This window comes from Jannaschia sp. GRR-S6-38 (genome assembly GCF_029853695.1).
Classification (GTDB): domain Bacteria; phylum Pseudomonadota; class Alphaproteobacteria; order Rhodobacterales; family Rhodobacteraceae; genus Jannaschia; species Jannaschia ovalis.
Window position 1 is genome coordinate 1,807,260 of sequence record NZ_CP122537.1, and the last position, 19,472, is coordinate 1,826,731.

The window sequence follows — 19,472 nt, forward strand, 5'->3', positions numbered from 1 at the left end:
GCCCCGGGACGCGCGCGCTAGGCCACGGGACATGACGCTGCACGAGATCTACGACGCCCGCGTGGCGGAGGGCCGGATCGACCGCGACCCCGCGCAGGAGGCCGCGCTGGAGCCGCTGGACCGCATCCGCGACAAGCTGGCCCGCCCGGCGAAGCGCGGCTTCCTCGGGCTGCGCGCCAAGCCGCCCGAGGGGCCGATGGGCGCCTATCTCTGGGGCGGGGTCGGGCGCGGCAAGTCGATGCTGATGGACCTGTTCCACGAGGTATCGCCGGTGCCGTCGCGTCGGGTGCATTTCCACGCCTTCATGCAGGAGGTCCACGAGGCGATGCACGAGGCCCGCGCCGCCGGCACGCGCGACGCGCTGGGGCCCTTCGCCGACAGCGTGATCGACGCGGTGCAGGTTCTGTGTTTCGACGAGATGCAGATCACCGACATCACAGATGCGATGGTGGTGGGTCGGCTGTTCGAGAAGCTGTGGGACGGCGGCGTCCACGTGGTGACGACCTCGAACCGGCCGCCGGACGATCTCTACAAGGACGGGCTGAACCGCGCGTTGTTCCTGCCGTTCATCGAGATGGTGAAGGCGCGGATGATCGTGCACGAACTGACGAGTCCGCGCGACTGGCGGCAGGACCGGCTGGCCGGATCGCCCAGCTATTTCGTGGGCGGGGGCGCGCTGGACGAGGTCTGGGCGCGCTTTTCGGACGGGGCGGACGGGCCGCTGGTGCTGCGGGTGAAGGGGCGCGAATTGCGCCTGGACGACTATGCCGCGGGCGTGGCGCGGGCGAGCTTCGCGGAGCTCTGCGGGCGGCCGCTCGGGGCGGGGGACTACCTGGCGCTGGCACGCGCGCTGCGGGTGCTGATCCTGACCGACGTGCCGCGGCTGGACCGCGCGCATGGCAACGAGGCGCGGCGCTTCGTGACGCTGGTGGACGCGCTCTACGAGGCGAAGGTCCGGCTGATCGTGAGCGCCGAGGCGGAGCCCGAGGCGCTGGGCGGCGGGGACGTGTTCGAGTTCGCGCGGACCGCGAGCCGGCTGCGCGAGATGCAGTCGGAGGGCTGGGGTGCGGAGGCGGCTGCCGAGTGAAAATCCGGCCGGAATTTCATGGGTGATCTACGGGTGATCTGCGGGTGATCCGTGTCGGACGTGAATTCAGGCGTGCTCGACCCCGATCAGCGCGGATGCGGCCTCGGGCAGGTCGCCGCGGACCGTCACCTCGCGCACCGCGTCGCGGCCCTGCACCGCCCCCGCCCGGCGGCGCCGTTCGCGCCATTCGGCGAGGTCGAGCCCGTCGAGCGGCGCGAAGGTCGCGTGGCCCCGCCGCGGCGGGGTGTGCAGCGTCGCGCCGGTGTTGAAGGGCGCGATCTCGGCGCGATCCCAGGCCGGGGCCAGAACCGCGGCGGTGTCGAAGCGGTGCCATTCGTCGACGTAGCCGAAGCGCCGCCGCGCGCGCAGGTTCCCCGCGCCCAGGCGCCGGTCCGGCCAGAAGAACACGCGCGCGTTCAGCATCGCGATCCAATCCGCGGGCGTGAGCCCGTCATCGAGGACGCGGGCCAGCTTCGCCTCGGACAGGGGCGAATTGTCGGTGACCTGCACCGGCGTGCCGTCGGGCAGGGCGAAGGGCATCGCGCGGCGGCGGCGTCCGGTGGGCAGCGTGACCCCGGCGCGCGCGGCCAGCGTCGCGGCGGAGAGCAGGCCGTGGCGGCGGATCCCGTCCGCACTGCCCCGCGGCGAGAGGCGCCAGAGCGTCGGATGACGGGCGGCGAAGGCTTCGAGCGTCATTTGCGCCGCGCGTTCCGGGACATGGGCAGCGGCCCGCAGGGGTTCGACGTGTCGGGCGCGGCCGAGAGCGGCGTGTCCGGCGGGACGCCCGACTCCTCGATGAAGACGCCGTCCACGCAGATGTCCTGCGCCTGGTTGCCGCCGTTGAAGCCGAAGCCCGGATCGCCGCAATCGGTGACGAAGCCGTTCGCGTTCCAGGCCTGGTAGGTGCCCTCGGCCGGCAGGCCGCCCATCGGGAAGGCCTGCGCGCGCGTGTCGAAGCGCAGCACCCAGGTCGTCTCGGGCGTCAGGTCCTTCAGCGACCAGGATCCGAGATAGCGCTCGGCGCGCCAGCCGGAGATGCCGAAGCCGGTCACCTCGTCCTGGGTGATGACGCGGCCGGCGAGCGTGTCGGGATAGGCGATGTACCCCTCCATCCGATAGCCGTTCGCGCCGACCCAGCAGAAGGCATGGGTGGCGGCCTGCGCCGGGGCGGCGAGGGCGGCGGCGAGGAGGGCGAGGCGGGCCGTGCGGATCATGGCCGATCTATCGCCCGGGCCGGGGCGGGGATCAATGCGGCGTGGAAGGCGGGGGCCCGAGGTTCGTTGCGCGATGGCGAGCCGGGCGGCGCGCCGTCTCCGGCCGATCCGCCGGGTCGCATTGCGGCCCGGCACGCGCCCGCCCGCCCCATGGCGGGCGCGTCCGCGCCCACCCGGTCGGGCGCGGGCCTCCGGGCGGCGGGGGAGACATGTGCTTCGGGCGTCGCTCGGCGTCGGCCCGAGCCCCCCGCCTCAGGCGTGGTCGCGCAGGATGCGGCCGGCGAGGTAGAGCGAGCCGCAGATCAGGATCCGCGCGCCGGGCTCGCGGGCGGTGATGGCGGCGACGGCTTCGGCGACGGAGGCGGCCTCGGAGGAGGGGATGCCCGCGCGGTCGGCGGCGGCGCGGGTCTGGGCGGGGGTGAGCGTGTTCGCCTCGCCCGGGATCGACACGGCGTGCAGATGCACCGCGCGGGGCGCGAGCGGGGCCATGTAGCCCGCGGCGTCCTTGGTGTTGAGCATCCCGCAGACGAGATGCAGGGGCCGGTCCGGCAGGCGGGTCAGCGCCTCGGCCAGCGCGGCGCCCGCCGCCGGGTTGTGCCCGCCGTCGAGCCAGAGCTCGGCCGCGCCCGCCGCGTCGACCAGCGGCCCGCATTTCAGCCGCTGCATCCGCGCCGGCCAATGCGCGTCGCGCATCGCCGCCGCCGCGCCTTCGGCCCGGCCCAGCGCGCGCAGGGCGGCCACGGCCATGCCGGCGTTCTGGACCTGGTGGCGGCCGATCAGCCGCGGCATGGGCAGGTCCATCAGCCCGGTCTCGTCCTGGAAGACCAGCCCGCCGTTTTCCTCGGTCACGTGCCAATGCTGGCCGTGGACCTGCAGCGGCACGCCCAGGCGGGCGGCGCGGTATTCGATCACCTCCAGCGCCTCGTCCGCCTGCGGGCCGACGATGCAGGGCACGCCGGGCTTGAGGATGCCGGCCTTCTCGGCGGCGATCTTGGCCAGGGTGTCGCCCAGATAGGCCTCGTGATCCATCGAGACGGGGGTGATGACGGTCAGCCGCGGGACCACGACATTGGTCGCGTCGAGCCGCCCGCCCAGCCCGACCTCGAGCAGGGTCCAGTCGGCCTGCGTGCGCGCGAAGGCCAGGAGCGCCGCACAGGTCGTGATCTCGAAATAGGTGATCGGCGCGCCGTCATTGGCGGCCTCGCATTCCTCGAGCAGATCGGTCAGCGCGGCCTCGCCGATCAGCGTCCCGGCGAGGCGGATGCGTTCGTGGAAGCGCGCCAGATGCGGCGAGGTATAGGCGTGGCAGGTCGCGCCCGTGCCTTCGAGCCCCGCGCGGATCATCGCGAGCGTCGAGCCCTTGCCGTTGGTGCCCGCGATGTGGATCACCGGCGGCAGGCGCGTCTCGGGATGGCCGAGCGCCGCGAGCAGGCGATGGACGCGGTCGAGCACGAGGTCGATGACCTTCGGGTGCAGCGCCATCAGCCGGTCGAGCACGGTGTCGGAGCCGACGATCATGCGAGGCGGCCCCGGCGCCAGAGCAGCGCGAGCGCCGCGGCCGCCGCGAGGTCGAGCGCGGCGCAGAAGGCGGGCCAGAAGGCCGGGCCCGGCGGCCGCCCGAGCGCGAGTCCCGCATCCCAGAGCCCGTGCAGCGCAAGGCCCGCCACAAGCCACAAGGCGCCGCGGACGAAGCCGGCGAGGGCCAAGGCGAGGAACCCGGCGAAGACCGCGAGGTGCAGGATTTCGTCATGGCCGTCGGCGATGGCGAAGACCGGCCAGAAGGCGGCGATGGCGGCGAGGAGGACGGCGAGGCCGGACCGCTCCGCCAGCATGCCGGCGCGGTTCATGACGATCACGATGGCGAGGCCGCAGATCGATCCGAGCGCCAGGGCCATGGTCAGCCGGCGGGGGGCTTCGGCGCGTTCGGATCGGCCGTCGCATCCGTCGGGGGCAGCGCGTCCTGCACCGGCAGGGGGTCGGGCTGCGTCGTCTCGACGGGCTTCGGCAGGTCGCCATGCACGACCGGGCCCTCGCCGGTCAGCATCCGCAGGATCGTCGCGATCTCGTCGCGCAACTGGCCGCGGGGCGTGACGCGGTCGAGCATGCCGTGATCGAGCAGGTATTCGGCGCGCTGGAAGCCCTCGGGGAGGGTTTCGCGGATCGTCTGCTCGATGACACGGGGGCCGGCGAAGCAGATGAGCGCGTTCGGCTCGGCGATCTGGACGTCGCCCAGCATCGCGTAGGAGGCGGTGACGCCGCCGGTGGTGGGATGGGTCAGCACGACGATATAGGGCAGGCCGGCTTCCTTGAGCATCTCGACCGCGACGGTGGTGCGCGGCATCTGCATCAGGCTGAGGATGCCCTCCTGCATGCGCGCCCCGCCGGCGGCGGAGAACAGGACCAGCGGGCGCTTCAGCGCGACGGCGCGTTCGGCGGCGGCGATGATGGCGTTGCCGACATACATGCCCATGGAGCCGGCCATGAAGCCGAAATCCTGCGCGGCGGCGACGATGGGGGTGCGGTGGATCTCGCCTTCGGCGACCAGCATGGCCTCGTGCTCGGCGCTGGCCTTCTGGGCGGCGCGCAGGCGGTCGGGATAGCGTTTCTGATCGCGGAACTTGAGCGGGTCCTCGACCGGGGCGGGGACGCGGACCTCGGTGAAGGTGCCGCCGTCGAACAGCGCCTCGAAGCGTTCGCGCGGCGCGATATGCATGTGGTGGCCGCAATTGGTGCAGACGCGCTGGTTGTCGCGGAGCTCGCGGTGGAACAGCATCGTCCCGCACTCGTCGCACTTGGTCCACAGGTTCTCGGGCACCTCGCGGCGCGAGAAGAGGCTGTTGATTTTGGGCCGGACGTAGTTCGAGATCCAGTTCATCGCGTGTCCTTTGTCTGCCCGCTCGAGATAGAGAGCGGCCCGGGGGAATGCAATTCGCCCCCGATGCCGGCCGCCGGCGCGGTCAGGCCGGGGCGGTGCGGTCGCGGCGCGCCAGCCAGAGACGGATGCAGGCCCAGATGATCACCGTCACCAGCATGTCCTGCGCGATCAGCGGACGCAGGATGTCGGTATCGGCGGCGGTGAAGGGCGTCTTGAAAAGCGACATCCCCGAGAGCGAGCCGTCGAGCGCGATGAACAGGATCGCGGTGGCGTTGTTGACGAAATGAATGCCCCAGGCGGCCCCGATGGAGCCGGTGACCCGCGTCAGGTCGGCGGCCACAAGCCCGAACAGCGTCGCCGCCGCCACCAGAAGCCAGGCGTTCTGACCGGCCATGGCCGGGGCGTAATGCAGCCCGCCGAAGGCGAGCGACGGCAGCAGCATCCAGACCACCGGGCTGGCGAAGCGGGCGGCGAGCTGCTGTTGCAGGTAGCCGCGGAACAGCACCTCCTCGGCGCCGGTCTGCAGCGCGATGCCCAGAAGGGCCGCGGGCAGGAAGGTCAAGAAGAGGTCGAGCGGCGTGTTGGGGACCAGCGGGAAGGGCGCGGGGATCAGGAGCATGTTGGCGGCGAAGACGAGGCCCGTGATCGCGGCACCCAGCCCGAATCCCGCCCAGAGCCGCGGGCCGAGCAAGGTCCGGCCCGGCCGCTTGTGCAGCCAGCGCGCGGCCAGAATTGGCCCGATCAGCATGCCGATGAAGCTCGCCAGCATGATCAGGACGGCCGTGGGCGTCCCGGCCTGCGCGATGCGCTGCATCCAGCCCTGCAGCGCCTCGGTCCCGGCGATCGCCCAGACCAGCCCCAGCAGCGCGACGACGCAGCCGGCATAGACTGCCACCACCAGCACGAGGCCGGCGGCCAGTCTCCAGATCTGCGGCTTGGTGCGCGCCGGCGCGACGAACGCCTCGAAGCGCTTGGTCCACATGCCCGCTGCCCTCTTGCTCGTTTTTCGGGCAGCCTAGACGGGCGTTGCCCATCCGGCAATCGCGCTTGTCCCGCTGGGGCGCGGCGTCTATCCAGACGGGCGACCGCGAGACGAGGAGACGGTGATGCTCAAGGGCCCCACGGACAAGTCGAAACTGCCCAGCCGGCACGTGACCGAGGGGCCGGAACGCGCGCCGCACCGGTCCTATTTCTATGCCATGGGCCTGGGCGAGGAAGAGATCCATCAGCCTTGGGTCGGCGTCGCCACCTGCTGGAACGAGGCCGCGCCCTGCAACATCGCGCTGAGCCGGCAGGCGCAGGCCGTGAAGCTGGGCGTGAAGCAGGGCGGCGGCACCCCGCGGGAGTTCACGACCATCACCGTCACCGATGGCATCGCGATGGGCCACGAGGGGATGCGGTCGAGCCTGGCCTCGCGCGAGGCGATTGCCGACACGGTCGAGCTGACGATGCGCGGGCATTGCTACGACGCGATCGTGGGGCTCGCGGGCTGCGACAAGTCGCTGCCGGGAATGATGATGGCGATGGTGCGTCTGAACACGCCCTCGGTCTTCATCTATGGCGGCTCGATCCTGCCGGGTCGGCTGAACGGCAAGGACGTCACCGTCCAGGACGTGTTCGAGGCGGTGGGCCAGCACCAGGCGGGCAACATGTCGGATGCCGAGCTGGAGATCCTGGAGCGCGTGGCCTGCCCGAGCGCGGGCGCCTGCGGCGGCCAGTTCACCGCCAACACCATGGCCTGCGTGTCCGAGGCGATCGGCCTGGCGCTGCCCAATTCCGCCGGCGCGCCCGCGCCCTATGAGAGCCGGGACCATTACTCCGTCGCCTCGGGCGAGGCGGTGATGCGGCTTCTGGAGAAGAACATCCGCGCCCGCGACGTCGTCACCCGCAAGTCGCTGGAGAACGCGGCGCGCGTGGTGGCCTGCACCGGGGGCTCGACCAACGCGGGGCTGCACCTGCCGGCCATCGCCCACGAGGCGGGGATCGAATTCGACCTCGGCGATGTCTGCGACATCTTCCGCGACACGCCCTATTTCGTCGACCTGAAGCCGGGCGGCCAATACGTGGCCAAGGATCTCTACGAGGCGGGCGGCGTGCCGGTGGTGATGAAGGAGCTGCGCAAGGCGGGCCTGATCCACGAGGATTGCATGACCGCGACGGGCCGCAGCATCGGCGAGGAGATCGACCGCGTCACGCTGGAGGCCGATGGCCGCGTGATCTATCCGATCGAGACGCCGATCACCAAGACCGGCGGCGTGGTCGGGCTGAAGGGCAACCTCGCCCCCGACGGCGCCATCGTGAAGGTCGCGGGCATGGCCGAGGAGCACCAGGTCTTCTCGGGCCCGGCGCGGGTCTTCGAATGCGAGGAGGACGCCTTCGAGGCGGTGAAGGCGCGGCAATACGAGGAGGGCGAGGTCATCGTCATCCGCAACGAGGGCCCCGCGGGCGGCCCGGGCATGCGCGAGATGCTGGCGACCACGGCGGCGCTGTCGGGGCAGGGCATGGGCAAGAAGGTCGCGCTGATCACCGATGGCCGCTTCTCGGGCGCGACGCGCGGCTTCTGCGTCGGCCATGTCGGCCCCGAGGCCGCGCATGGCGGGCCCATCGCGCTGGTGCGCGACGGCGACGTCATCACGCTGAACGCGATCGAGGGCACGATCTCGGTCGATGTCTCCGAGGACGAGATGGCGGCGCGCAAGGCCGACTGGAAAGGCCCGCGCAAGACGATCTACGCCTCGGGCGCGCTGTGGAAATACGCGCAGCTCGTGGGCTCGGCCCGGCTGGGCGCGGCGACGCATCCGGGGGCCGCGGCCGAGGAACATATCTACATGGATCTCTGAATGGCGATCCGGCTGCCCGGGCTTGTCGAGTCGCTGCGCCGGCGGCGGGCCGTCGCCGCGTGGCGGCAGGCGGCCGCGGCGGCGCCCGGGATGGACCCGGCCGACCTGGCGGCGCTGGCGCCCGCGGCGCGCGAGCTCTCTGAGGCGGCGCGCCGGCTGAGCGCCGAGGCCGACCGCGCGCTTCTGCGTCCGCGGATCGCGCAGGACGGGATCGCCCGGCCGCCGCAATGCGACTGGGCCTGGCGGCCGCTGCCCTGGGCCGCGGCGCTGCGCCCGCCGGTGATCGCGGGGGTCACGGGCGGCACGGCGCTGGCCGAGGGGGTGACGCTGTTCCACGACTGCCCGCTGGCCGAGATCACGCTGCGCCAGTCGCGCCGCCGCGACCCCGACGCGCCCGCGCCCTTCGCGCTGTCGCTGGACGCGCTGGGCTTCGACGGCAGCTTCCTGTCATTGGCGCTGGACCTGCCGCGGATGGGCGCGCGGGGGCTGCGTCGGTCGCATATCGTGGCGGTCAAGGCGCGGGTCCGGCGCGAGCGCCCGGCGGAGATGTTCGTGCGGCTCAACATCCGGCAGGGGCCCAATATCGAGCAGCTCGTCAGCGAGCTGATGCCCGCGAACGGCGCCGAGGCCGCGCTGGGGGCGGAGTTCGACCTGGGCTTCCAGGAGATCAATCCCGACAAGCTGGAGCATGCCTGGCTGGACCTGATCTTCGAGCGGCCGGCGATGAACCGGGTGGTGGTCGAGGACCTGACGCTGGCGCGCCGCCCGCGCGCCGACATCTGAGAGGAGGAGCGCCATGGACTGGATCCTGAACCGCGCCGCCGTGACCGGGGGCACCTATCGCGGCGTGCTGACCGGCGCGGGCGAGCCGCCGGCGCTGGAGATGGCGCTGGGCGGCGAGAGCCTGGGGCACCTGACGCAGTCGCCGCTGGAGGGGGGCGGCTGGCAGGTCGAGGGCGAGCTGGGCCCGGCCGCGCTGACCGACGGGACGCAGACGGTGCTGATCCGCACGCCCGACGGCACGGTGCTGGACCGGGTGACGGTGATCTGCGGGCTGGACCGCGCCGAGGACCTGCGCGCCGAGCTCGACGCGCTGCGCGCCGAGGTGGCGCTCCTGAAGACCGCGTTCCGGCGGCACGTGGCCGGGGGCGACTGACGGCCGCGCCGCTCTGACGCGGCGTTCCGGCGTGACAGCGGGCCGCCGCATCCCCATTGTCGCCCGCGGAGGATCCTGCCCATGACCGATTACCCGCATCTGCTCGCCCCGCTCGACCTGGGCTTCACCACGCTGAAGAACCGCGTGCTGATGGGCTCGATGCATACCGGGCTCGAGGAGACCAAGGACTGGAACCGTGTCGCCACCTTCTATGCCGAGCGGGCGGCGGGCGAGGTCGGGCTGATGGTCACCGGCGGCATGGCGCCCAATCGCGAGGGCGGTGTTTTCCCGGGCGCGGCGGGCCTGTTCTCGGATGCGGATATCGCCAATCACCGGATCGTCACCGACCGGGTGCACGACGCCGGCGGCAAGATCGCGATGCAGATCCTGCATGCCGGGCGCTATGCCTATAGCCCCGATTGCGTGGCGCCGAGCCCGGTGAAATCGCCGATCTCGCCCTTCCCGCCCAAGGAGCTGGACGAGGACGGCATCGAGAAGCAGATCGCCGATATCGCCACGGCGGCCAAGCGGGCCCGTGCGGCGGGCTATGACGGGGTCGAGGTGATGGGCTCGGAGGGGTATTTCCTCAATCAGTTCCTGGTGGCGCATACCAACAAGCGGACGGATCGCTGGGGCGGCTCGGTCGAGAACCGGCAGCGCCTGCCGGTCGAGGTGGTCAAGCGCGTGCGCGCGGCGGTGGGCGACGATTTCATCATCATCTACCGGCTGAGCATGATCGACCTGGTGCCAGACGGGCAGAGCTGGGACGAGGTGGTGAGCCTCGCCCGCAAGATCGAGGCGGCCGGCGCGACGATCCTGAACACCGGGATCGGCTGGCACGAGGCGCGCATCCCGACCATCGCCACCAGCGTGCCGCGGGCGGCTTTCACCTGGGTGACGAAGAAGCTGATGGGCGAGGTCGGCGTGCCGGTCATCACCTCGAACCGGATCAACACCCCCGAGGTGGCCGAGGGCGTGCTGGCCGAGGGTTGCGCGGACATGGTGTCGATGGCCCGGCCGTTCCTCGCGGATGCGGATTTCGTGAAGAAGGCGATGGAGGGCCGAGCGGCGGATATCGCGCCCTGCATCGCCTGCAACCAGGCCTGCCTGGACCATACCTTCGGCGGCAAGATCAGCTCCTGCCTGGTGAACCCGCGCGCCTGTCACGAGACCGAGCTGCGTTACGCGCCCGCGGAGACGCCGCGCGACATCGCCGTGGTCGGCGCGGGCGCGGCGGGCGTGACCGTCGCGATGGTCGCCGCGCAGCGCGGCCATCGCGTGACGCTCTGGGACAAGGCGCCGGAGGTGGGCGGCCAGCTCAACATGGCGAAGGTCATCCCGGGCAAGGAGGAGTTCGTGGGCTTGGTCGACTGGATGGCGCGAATGGTGGACCACCCGGCGATCACGCTGCGGCTGGGCGAGGCGCCGGGCGTGGGCGACCTGACGGGCGCCGACGAGGTGGTGATCGCCACCGGCGTCGCGCCGCGCGATCCGGGCATTCCCGGGCAGGACGGCGCCAATGTCGTCAGCTATATCGACGTGCTGCGCGGGCGCGTCGAGGTCGGCCGCCGCGTCGCCATCGTCGGCGCGGGCGGGATCGGCTTCGACACCGCGGATTTCCTGACTCATTCGGGCGGCGACAGCACCACCGAGGACCTGGCCGCCTGGCTGCGCGAATGGGGCGTGGCCGATCCCGAGGACCATCGCGGCGGGCTGGAGCCCGAGGGTCCGCGGCCGCCGGCCTCGGCGCGCGAGATCACGTTGTTGCAGCGCAAGGCCGAGAAGCTGGGCAAGCGGCTGGGCAAGACCACCGGCTGGATCCACCGCGCGTCGCTGGCGATGAAGGACGTGAAGATGGTGCCGGGCGTGAATTACGAGCGCATCACCGAGGACGGGCTGCAGATCAGCTTCGGCGAGGCGCACGAGACGCCGAAGCTGGTCGAGGCGGACACGATCGTGCTTTGCGCGGGGCAGGTCCCGGAGCGGTCGCTGGCCGACGCGCTGGCGGATGCGGGCATCGCCTGCCACGTGATCGGCGGGGCCGACGTGGCGGCCGAATTGGACGCCAAACGCGCGATTGATCAGGGCGCGAGACTGGCCGCTTCGCTGTAGCGAGAGGTGGAAATCCTTAACGATGTTAAGGGTTTCTTAAGCGTTTTTCAGGGGTTTGGCGTTTCCCGCCCCGCTTAAATCCCGAAACCATCCCACGATTGGCCGGGCCACGACCCGATTTCGCCCCAATCCGACGGCAATCCTGATGGCCACAGTTGTTTGCCGAGGACCTGCCGCATGGATCGCCTGTCTGAAATGGAAGCCTTCGCCACGGTCGTCGACCAGGGTGGCTTCACGGATGCCGCCAAGAAACTCGGCATCTCGAAATCGGCGGTGTCCAAGCACGTCTCCTCGCTGGAGACGCGGCTCGGGGCGCGCCTGCTCAACCGCACCACCCGCCGCGTCAGCCCGACCGAGATCGGCCTGGCCTATTACGACCGCGCCCGCCGCGTGCTCAACGATGCGGGCGAGGCGGATGCGCTTGTGACCTCGATGCAATCGGCGCCCTCGGGGGTTCTGCGCGTGTCGGTGGCCACGGATTTCGGGGTGAACCATCTCAGCCCGATCCTCGGCAGCTTCCTGCACGCCTATCCCGACATCACCGTCAACATGGTGCTGAACAACCGCTACGTGGAGCTGATCTCGGAAGGGTTCGACCTCGCGGTGCGGATCGGCGACCTGGAGGACAGCTCGCTGCGCGCCCGCAAGCTGGCCGAGACGCACAAGCAGATGATCGCCTCGCCCCAGTATCTCGAGGAATACGGCCGCCCGCAGCGGATCGACGATCTCAACGAGCACAAGCTCTTGCATTACTCGAACCAGGCCAACGGCTCGGTCTGGCGGCTGACCGCGCCCTCGGGCGAGAAGCGCCAGGTCCGCTCGGCCGGGTGGCTGACGGTCAATGACGGCCAGTCGCTGCTGAACGCCGCGGTGAACGGGCTGGGCATCGCCTTCCTGCCGGACTTCCTCTACGCCGACGCGATGAAGGACGGCCGGCTGGTGCCGGCGATCGAGAACCATCCGCCCGAGATGCAGGGCATCTACGCGGTCTATCCGCCGGGCCGCTACACCCAGCCCAAGGTGCGCGCCTTCATCGACTTCCTGGTGGAAAGCTTCCGCGACCGGGGTCCGGGCGACTGGTGAGCCGCCGGGGCCGCGACGCGACGGGCCGTCCTTCGGGGCGGCCCTTTTCGCGTGGGCTCAGCCGCGCGTTGGCTGCGGTGCCGTTTCGTCGAGAGGCAGGGTCAGCGTGACGCGCAGCCCCTCGGGGGCGAAGTCCACGTCGCAGGCGGCGCCCGGGAACTTGGTGGTGCTGGACCGGATCAGGAGGCTTCCGAAGCCGCGCGCGTCCGGTTCGCGCACCGCTGGGCCGCCGCGTTCGGTCCAGGTCAGGGTGAAGAGGCCCGGGTCGGAGCCGTCTGGTCGCCAGGCGATCTGCACCCGGCCGCCGGGCCGCGAGAGCGCGCCGTATTTGAGCGCGTTGGTGGTCAGCTCATGGATGACGAGCCCGAGGCTCTGCGCCACGCCGCTTCCGAGGGCAAGGGGCGGGCCGTCGAGCGTGTAGAGCCCCGAGCGCTGCCCCAGCAGGGGCCGCATCTGCGAGCGGATCAGCGCGTCGAGCGCGACGCCGGTCTCGACGCTGCCCGAGATGATGTCGTTGGTCGCGCGGATGGCTTCGAGCCGGGCGTCGAAGACCTCCATGAACGCCTCCAGCGTGTCGACGCTGCGCGCGGTCTGGCGGCTGATGGCCTGGACGATGGAATGGGCGTTCTTCACCCGGTGTTCGAGTTCGCGCAGCAGAAGCGCGCGGAACTCCTCGTCGGTCTTGCGCCGGGTGATGTCGGAGGCGACGCCGATCCCGCCGGCCGCGATCAGCACCTCGCCGTGGCGGACGAAGCGGTACTGGCCGTGCACTTCGATCCAGCGGATCGTGCCGTCGGGCTGGATGACGCGGTGCTCGAGGGTGAAGCGGCCCGGACCGTTCGGGTCCTCGCCGGCCGCGATGGCGGTCTGCACGCGGTCGCGGTCGTCGGGATGGATCAGGTCGAACACCTCCGTGAGGCCGAGGATATGGGGCCGCGCGGGCAGGCCAAGGAAGCTGCTGGAATGGGCGTCCCACCGCGCGACCTGCGCGACGGCGTCGTATTCGACCACCCCGAGCGGCACGCTGGCCAGCGCGGCGGCGAGCGTTTCGCGGCTGCGTTCGAGGCTGTCCTCGAGCTGCTTGAGCTCGGAGATGTCGACGACGCTGAGCGAGGCGGCGACGATCCGGCCCGCGCCGTCGCGGACGGGCAGCATGTCGGCGCGGAAGCTCCGCGGCTCGGCCCGCCGCGCCGGGGTCTTGCCGAGCGCCTCGATCGGTCCGACGCGCCGGCCGGTTGCGAGCATCTCCGCATAGGCTGTCGCCGCGGCCCGTTCGAAATCGGGCAGGATCTGCGGGATGGTCCGGCCAATGATGTCGGCGAGATCGAGGCCGGTCATCCGGGCGAAGGCGGGATTGGCGCTGCGATAGGTCAGGTCGGCATCGATCAGCGCGCGGGCGACGTCGTCATCCGCGTAGAGCGCGTCGCGCTCCAGCCGGATCAGATCCGGATCCGCGGCCATGGCGCGATCCTCTCGATGGGGGCGGGCTCCGGGGTCTGTACGCTCCGAAGCGACGCGGGCGACGTCGGACAACCTATGTAATCCGACATACCGCCGATGGCGAAACGAGGCAACGGCGATGGCGGGTGCCGGGTCAGAAGGCCCAGAGAAGGCCGATCCGGACGGCGCGGATCGGGCCGTTTTCGACCACGTAGACCTGCGAGCCCGGCGCGCCGTCCTGGTTGGCCAGGGAATAGGTCTCGAACTCGGTCTGGCTGAATTCGAGCCGGACGCGGCGGTTCGCGGCAAGCGCCTGTTCCACCCCGAGCCCGAAGGTCACGCCGTGATCGACCGTCTGGCGGCGATGCGCGTCGGAGAGGTTCAGCACGCCGCCATTCACGTCGCCGCCCACGTTGCGCGTCCGGGCGAAGGCGAGGCCCGTCCGCGCGTAGACGAGCGCGTCGCCCAGCGCGACGCCCAGCCGGGCGGTGAGGCTGGCCTGCCAGTCGATCCGCACCTGGTCGATGTCGTTGTCGGTGTTGAAGACCAGCGCGGATTGCAGGTCGCCATAGCCCAGCGACAGCTCCGGGCCGAAGACGAGACGGCCGCGTTGCCAGTTCCACCCCGCCACGCCGTCAAAGACGCCGCCGCGATAGTCGTGGTCGACGCGGTTCACGGCGCGGTTCTGGTTGTAGGTGAAGCGGTTGCCGGTGACGCGGGTCGATCCGTCGGCGACCCCGAGGGTCAGGCCCGCATAGGGCCCGCTCCAGTCGCGGATCGGCTCGGCCCGGGCCGCCAGCGGCAGGCTAAGGAGGACGAGAAGGAGGAGGAGCCGTCGGGCGGTGGTCAGCAAGGCTGGGCCCTTTCCGGAAGCTGCGGTCGGGGACCGTTAGGCGCGGGGTTCGCGGGTCGCAAGCCGCGGTGGGAATGGGGTCGGGATCGTGACCGCGGGGTCACGCCCGTGGCGCCGCGCCCGCGTCATTCGGTCGAGATCACCACCGCCTCGACGCGGCGGTTGGCCTCGCGCCCGGCGGGGCTGTCATTGGCGGCGAGGGGGGCGAAGAAGCCCACGCCCTGCGTTTCGAGCCGGGCGGGCGCGATGCCCAGCGGGCCGGTCAGGATGGCGCGCGCGCTGTCGGCGCGGCTGCGCGAGATCGCCATGTTGCCCTCGGCGCTGCCCTCGGCATCGGTGTGGCCCACCAGCGCGACGCGGGTCTCGGGATTGGCGCGCATCCAGGCGGCCAGCGCGTCGAGCGAGGCGTAGCTGTCGCCCGCGAGTTCGGTCGAGCCGGTGGCGAAGTCGAGATCGGCCAGCACCGCGCGGCCGCGCTCGCGCAGGTCCCGGGCGATGTCGCCGGTGGCGGCGGGCAGCGCCGCGGGCCGCGGATCGGAGGCGGATTTGGTGATCGCCGCGACCTCGGCCCCGGGATCGACATCGGTCACCTGCACATAGGCGAGATCGCCGGAGGTGCTGACCAGCATCGACAGCCGCGCCGCGTCCTTGCTTGCGGCGAGGTAGCGGTAATCGGCGAGGTCGACGAACATCGTGGGCGCCGGGGTCACGTCGATCTCGAAGCGGAAGTCGAAGCCGCCGCAGGCGCGGGTGGCGCATTCGAAGACCACCTGCCAGCCCGCGGCCTGGAGCGCGTCGCGCAGGGGCGCGAGGATCTGCAGCGTCGTCGCGCCCGGCGCCTCGACCTGCCAGATGCGCCGCGTCACCGCGCCCTCCACCGCCTCGACCGGCAGGCCGCCGGCATAGGGCCCGGTGGCGATCCGGTGTGTCGAAAGCGGTTGCGCCTCGGTCAGGCTGGGGGTGCCGGGCAAGGGCAATTCGGGTGCCGCGGCGAGCGCGGGCAGGGCGGTCAGGACGAGCGCGAGGATGGCCCTCACCGGGCCTGCCCGTGATATTCGGGATTGGGCTGCATCGCGATGGCCGAGGCGACGCGGTTGGTCATGTTGAAGAAGCCCGCCACGCCCGCGAGGTCGAAGATGTCGCGATCCGAGAGGCCATGGGCGCGGAGCGCCTCGCGCTCGGCCTCGCCGATGGTGGCGGAGGCGCGGGTCATCTGCACGGCGAAGTCGAGCATGGCCCGCTGGCGGGCGTCGATGGGCGCGACGCGGTAATTCATCGCGATGGCCTCGCCCAGTGCCGGATCGCCCGAAAGCTGGCGGACCGCGGCGCCATGGGCCACGAGGCAGTAGAAGCAGCGGTTCTCGGCGGAGACGGCGACGGCGATCATCTCGCGTTCCAGCTTCGACAGGCCCGAGGGGGCCAGCATCAGGTCGTTATACATCGCGGTGAAGGCGTTGAGCTTGTCGATGTCGAAGGCATAGGCGCGCAGCACGTTGGGCACGAAGCCCAGCTTCTCGACGCAAATGTCGAAATAGCGCTGCGTCTCGGGCGGGAGCGGATCCACCGGCGGCAGGTCGAGCGCGGTGGGCAGGTCGGTCGTGTCGGTCATGCGGGATCCGGGTGTCGGCGGTAGTGGTAACCTCCCACGTTCCGCATGCCGCTGGAAGCGTAGGCGGAATTGGCCGGCAGATTGTCGCGCGTGGTGACCAGCGCCAGCCGCGTGCAGCCCTGGTCCCGGGCCCAATGCGCGGCGGCGCGCAGGATGTTGCGGGCGACGCCCTTGCGGCGGTGGCGCGCCAGCACCTCGACCGCCGAGAGCAGCGCGACGGGCCCGTGCGCCGCGACGAAGCCCACCCCGGCGGCGCGGTCGTCGACCCGGGCCAGAATGCCCGCGGGGCGGGCGGCGCGGGCCATGACGGCCTGGCGGGCCGGGCCGATGCCGCCCTCGGCCCAGATGTCGCGCATGATCTGCAAGGGCGGCCAGATGGTGAAGGCGGTGGCATAGGGCATGACGCCCTGCGCGACATCGGCCACGGCGATCTCGTAGAGATGGACGGCATCCTCGACGCGGTAGCCGCGCGCGGCCAGCGCGGCGTCGAGTTCGGGCTGGTCGGGCCAGACGACGAAGCTGGGGCGTTGTCCGTTCGCGCGCGCCGCCGCCTCGGCCCGGTCAAGCGTCGCGGGCGCGTGCAGCGCCGCGTCCCGGTCGCCCGAGATCGCGTTGACCCGCCCGCCCGCGCCGGGGCTGATCCGCAGGGTCCAGGGGCCCGCGCGTTCGGTCCGCGCGGGCGGCCAGCAGGCGTCGATGACGGCCTGCCAGTCGGGGCCGTCGGTCACAGCAGCTCCGACAAACGGTCGGTCGCAGCCGCGACCTGCGCGCCGTCCTGCCCGCGGATGACGATATTGGCGCCGAACTTGCCGTCCTTCTGGAACGGGTAGGAGCCGATCGCCACGTCCGGATACTCGGCCGCGAGCGCCGCCAGCGGGCCGGCGATGTCGCCCTCGCCGCGGTCGATCCGGGTGGAGGTCGAGACCAGCGGCGCGCCGCCGGTCAGCGTGGGCAGGACGCTGGCCACCATCGCCTGGAAGACCGCGGGCACCCCCGCCATGACGTGGACATTGCCGATGGTGAAGCCCGGCGCGGTGCTGACGGGGTTCTCGATCAGCGTCGCGCCCTCGGGGATGCGGGCCATGCGCAGGCGGGCCGCGTTCAGCTCGCCGCCGGTGCGTTCGTAATGCGCCGCGAGGAGCGCGCGGGCGTCGTCGCGGATATCGACCAGCACGCCGAAGGCCGCGCCGATGGCGTCGGCGGTGATGTCGTCATGTGTGGGCCCGATGCCGCCCGAGGTGAAGACGTGGTCCCAGGCCGCGCGCAGCGCGTTCAGCGCGGCGACGATGGCCTCGTGATCGTCCGAGACGATGCGCACCTCGGACAGGGTGATGCCGCGCAGGGCGAGCTGGCCCGCGAGGTGGTGCATGTTCGCGTCGCGGGTGCGCCCCGACAGGATCTCGTCTCCGATGACCAGCATCGCGGCGGTGGGATTGGGCATGGGGGTCCTCGGCTCTGGGGTCGTCCGAAGGTATAGGGCGCGCCCCGGCGCGCGGCCATGGCCGGGGCGGTGGATATTCGGCGCGGGCCGCATTACATCATCTGCCGAACCGACCGGAGGCCCCCTTGGACGAACATCGCGGCAGGCTCACGCGCGACGGCATCCGCATCCACGAGGACGCGGATTTCGCCGGCATGCGCAAGGCGGGCGCGCTGGCTTCGGCGATCCTGGACCGGATCGCGGATCACGTCGCGCCGGGGGTCACGACGGGCGCGCTGGACCGGATGATCACGGAGTGGGTCGAGGCCGCCGGCGCGACCTCGGCCACGATCGGCTACAAGGGCTATGCCCATGCCTCCTGCATCAGCGTGAACCACGTCGTCTGCCACGGCATCCCGGGCGACAAGAAGCTGAAGGACGGCGACATCCTCAACATCGACGTCACGGTGATCGTCGACGGCTGGTACGGCGATACCAGCCGGATGTTCGTGGCCGGCCAGCCGTCGCGCAAGGCGGCGCGGCTGATGCAGGTGACCCATGATTCGCTGATGAAGGGGATCGAGGCGGTGAAGCCCGGCGCCACTTTCGGCGATATCGGCTTCGCCATCCAGGCCTATGCCGAGGCGCATCGCATGTCGGTGGTGCGCGATTTCTGCGGCCATGGGCTGGGCCGGGTGTTCCATGCGCCGCCCAACGTGCTGCATTACGGCCGGCCGGGCACCGGGCCGGTGCTGGAAGAGGGCATGTTCTTCACCATCGAGCCGATGATCAACCTTGGCCGCCCCGAGACCAAGGTGCTGGCCGATGACTGGACCGCGGTGACGCGCGACAAGTCGCTCTCGGCGCAGTTCGAGCATTCGATCGGCGTGACCGCCACGGGGGCGGAGATCTTCACCCCCTCGGCCGCCGGGCGCTTCCACCCGACCCGGGCCGACGCGGCGGATTAACCTCTCGTTAGGGACGGGCGGGGCAGACCGGAGCCCATGTCCCGCCGTCCGCCCGACTGCCCGCCCGATCGCTTGTCCGAGGCCCCGCTGCCGGGTCTCTTCGCGGGGCCCGTGACCGTGCCGCCGGCCGAGGCGTCGGAGCCCGATCACCGTCTCGCCCACCGCGCCCGGCTGCGCGCCCGCTTCATGGAGGGCGGCGCGGCGGCGATGCCGGATTACGAGCTGCTGGAGCTTCTGCTGTTCCGCGCCCTGCCGCGCGGCGACGTGAAGCCGCTGGCCAAGCGGCTCCTGCGGGTCTTTGGCGACCTGAACCGCGTGATGGCCGCACCCGCCGCGCGGTTGGCCGAAGTGCCGGGCGTGGGCCCGGCGGTGATCGAGCAGCTGAAGATCCTGGAGGCGCTGGGCCATCGCATGGCGCGCGCCCGCGTGCTAAAACGCCCGGTGCTGTCGTCCTGGGACGCGCTGCTGGACTATCTGCAGACCGCGCTGTCGCATCAGGACACCGAGCGGTTCCGGGTACTGTATCTCGACCGCAAGAACGTGCTGATCGCCGACGAGGAGCTGGCCCAGGGCACGGTGGATCACGTGCCGGTCTATCCGCGCGAGGTGATGAAGCGGGCACTGGCGCTGAACGCCTCGGCGCTGATCCTGGTACACAACCATCCCTCGGGCGACCCGACCCCGTCGGAGGCCGACATCACCATGACCCACGCCATCCGCGACGCGGCCGAGGTGCTGGGCCTGGTGCTGCACGACCACCTGATCGTCGGCAAGGCGCGCGCGCTGTCTTTTCGGTCGGAGGGGCTGCTCTAGGG

General features: G+C 71.4%; 20 protein-coding genes. 8 read left to right on the forward strand and 12 right to left on the reverse strand.

Translation table 11 applies throughout. The features are described from left to right. Window positions 1-31: 31 nt before the first annotated feature. Window positions 32-1,087, forward strand: a complete 1,056-nt coding sequence (zapE, locus tag P8627_RS09225; protein WP_279963808.1) for a cell division protein ZapE — start codon at window positions 32-34, stop codon at window positions 1,085-1,087. A gap of 66 nt (window positions 1,088-1,153) precedes the next feature. Here the strand turns inward: zapE and P8627_RS09230 are convergent, their stop codons facing one another. From P8627_RS09230 to P8627_RS09255, 6 genes are all read right to left on the reverse strand, one after another. After that, window positions 1,154-1,783: a DUF7002 family protein gene (locus P8627_RS09230; protein WP_279963809.1), complete on the reverse strand. Its 630-nt coding sequence runs from the start codon at window positions 1,781-1,783 to the stop codon at window positions 1,154-1,156. Further along, the gene (locus P8627_RS09235) at window positions 1,780-2,301 is read right to left on the reverse strand and encodes a hypothetical protein (RefSeq protein WP_279963810.1); all 522 of its coding nucleotides are present in this window, start codon (window positions 2,299-2,301) and stop codon (window positions 1,780-1,782) included. The genes P8627_RS09230 and P8627_RS09235 overlap by 4 nt, the downstream gene beginning before the upstream one ends. Window positions 2,302-2,553: 252 nt before the next feature. Next, window positions 2,554-3,819, reverse strand: a complete 1,266-nt coding sequence (locus tag P8627_RS09240) for a bifunctional folylpolyglutamate synthase/dihydrofolate synthase (RefSeq protein ID WP_279963811.1) — start codon at window positions 3,817-3,819, stop codon at window positions 2,554-2,556. Further along, window positions 3,816-4,196 carry a hypothetical protein gene (locus P8627_RS09245; protein ID WP_279963812.1) on the reverse strand — a complete coding sequence of 127 codons (381 nt, stop codon included), beginning with the start codon at window positions 4,194-4,196 and terminating at the stop codon, window positions 3,816-3,818. Before P8627_RS09245 ends, P8627_RS09240 begins: the two co-directional genes overlap by 4 nt. A 2-nt stretch (window positions 4,197-4,198) precedes the next feature. Further along, window positions 4,199-5,176, reverse strand: coding sequence for an acetyl-CoA carboxylase, carboxyltransferase subunit beta (gene accD, locus P8627_RS09250; protein WP_279963813.1), 978 nt, complete (start codon window positions 5,174-5,176; stop codon window positions 4,199-4,201). A gap of 82 nt (window positions 5,177-5,258) precedes the next feature. Beyond that, on the reverse strand, window positions 5,259-6,158 hold the full coding sequence (locus P8627_RS09255; protein ID WP_279963814.1) for a CPBP family intramembrane glutamic endopeptidase: 900 nt from the start codon (window positions 6,156-6,158) through the stop codon (window positions 5,259-5,261). A 124-nt stretch (window positions 6,159-6,282) separates the two neighbouring features. Here P8627_RS09255 and ilvD point away from each other — a divergent pair, with 124 nt between their 5' ends. From ilvD to P8627_RS09280, 5 genes are all read left to right on the forward strand, one after another. Continuing rightward, window positions 6,283-8,016 carry a dihydroxy-acid dehydratase gene (gene ilvD, locus P8627_RS09260; protein ID WP_279963815.1) on the forward strand — a complete coding sequence of 578 codons (1,734 nt, stop codon included), beginning with the start codon at window positions 6,283-6,285 and terminating at the stop codon, window positions 8,014-8,016. Beyond that, window positions 8,017-8,799 (forward strand): DUF6478 family protein, encoded by a 783-nt coding sequence (locus P8627_RS09265; protein WP_279963816.1) that lies wholly within the window; start codon window positions 8,017-8,019, stop codon window positions 8,797-8,799. 13 nt (window positions 8,800-8,812) lie between these two features. After that, window positions 8,813-9,172, forward strand: a complete 360-nt coding sequence (locus P8627_RS09270; RefSeq protein ID WP_279963817.1) for a hypothetical protein — start codon at window positions 8,813-8,815, stop codon at window positions 9,170-9,172. A gap of 81 nt (window positions 9,173-9,253) precedes the next feature. After that, on the forward strand, window positions 9,254-11,284 hold the full coding sequence (locus tag P8627_RS09275; protein WP_279963818.1) for an NADPH-dependent 2,4-dienoyl-CoA reductase: 2,031 nt from the start codon (window positions 9,254-9,256) through the stop codon (window positions 11,282-11,284). A 177-nt stretch (window positions 11,285-11,461) separates the two neighbouring features. After that, on the forward strand, window positions 11,462-12,367 hold the full coding sequence (locus P8627_RS09280; protein WP_279963819.1) for a LysR family transcriptional regulator: 906 nt from the start codon (window positions 11,462-11,464) through the stop codon (window positions 12,365-12,367). A 57-nt stretch (window positions 12,368-12,424) separates the two neighbouring features. Here P8627_RS09280 and P8627_RS09285 read toward each other — a convergent pair whose 3' ends face one another. From P8627_RS09285 to P8627_RS09310, 6 genes are all read right to left on the reverse strand, one after another. After that, window positions 12,425-13,828 (reverse strand): sensor histidine kinase, encoded by a 1,404-nt coding sequence (locus P8627_RS09285; protein WP_279963820.1) that lies wholly within the window; start codon window positions 13,826-13,828, stop codon window positions 12,425-12,427. A 133-nt stretch (window positions 13,829-13,961) separates the two neighbouring features. Next, window positions 13,962-14,660 (reverse strand): outer membrane protein, encoded by a 699-nt coding sequence (locus P8627_RS09290; RefSeq protein ID WP_279963821.1) that lies wholly within the window; start codon window positions 14,658-14,660, stop codon window positions 13,962-13,964. A 125-nt stretch (window positions 14,661-14,785) separates the two neighbouring features. Beyond that, window positions 14,786-15,697: an OmpA family protein gene (locus P8627_RS09295; protein WP_279963822.1), complete on the reverse strand. Its 912-nt coding sequence runs from the start codon at window positions 15,695-15,697 to the stop codon at window positions 14,786-14,788. Then, window positions 15,694-16,269, reverse strand: coding sequence for a peroxidase-related enzyme (locus P8627_RS09300; RefSeq protein ID WP_279963823.1), 576 nt, complete (start codon window positions 16,267-16,269; stop codon window positions 15,694-15,696). The genes P8627_RS09295 and P8627_RS09300 overlap by 4 nt, the downstream gene beginning before the upstream one ends. Beyond that, window positions 16,266-16,997 carry a GNAT family N-acetyltransferase gene (locus P8627_RS09305; RefSeq protein ID WP_279963824.1) on the reverse strand — a complete coding sequence of 244 codons (732 nt, stop codon included), beginning with the start codon at window positions 16,995-16,997 and terminating at the stop codon, window positions 16,266-16,268. Before P8627_RS09305 ends, P8627_RS09300 begins: the two co-directional genes overlap by 4 nt. Then, window positions 16,994-17,710, reverse strand: a complete 717-nt coding sequence (locus tag P8627_RS09310; protein WP_279963825.1) for a competence/damage-inducible protein A — start codon at window positions 17,708-17,710, stop codon at window positions 16,994-16,996. The genes P8627_RS09305 and P8627_RS09310 overlap by 4 nt, the downstream gene beginning before the upstream one ends. 125 nt (window positions 17,711-17,835) lie before the next feature. Here P8627_RS09310 and map point away from each other — a divergent pair, with 125 nt between their 5' ends. Continuing rightward, entirely contained in the window at window positions 17,836-18,657 is an 822-nt protein-coding gene (gene map / locus P8627_RS09315) for a type I methionyl aminopeptidase (protein ID WP_279963826.1), read from the forward strand. Between the two features lie 36 nt (window positions 18,658-18,693). Beyond that, the gene (gene radC / locus P8627_RS09320) at window positions 18,694-19,470 is read left to right on the forward strand and encodes a RadC family protein (protein ID WP_407932924.1); all 777 of its coding nucleotides are present in this window, start codon (window positions 18,694-18,696) and stop codon (window positions 19,468-19,470) included. Window positions 19,471-19,472 lie beyond the last annotated feature (2 nt).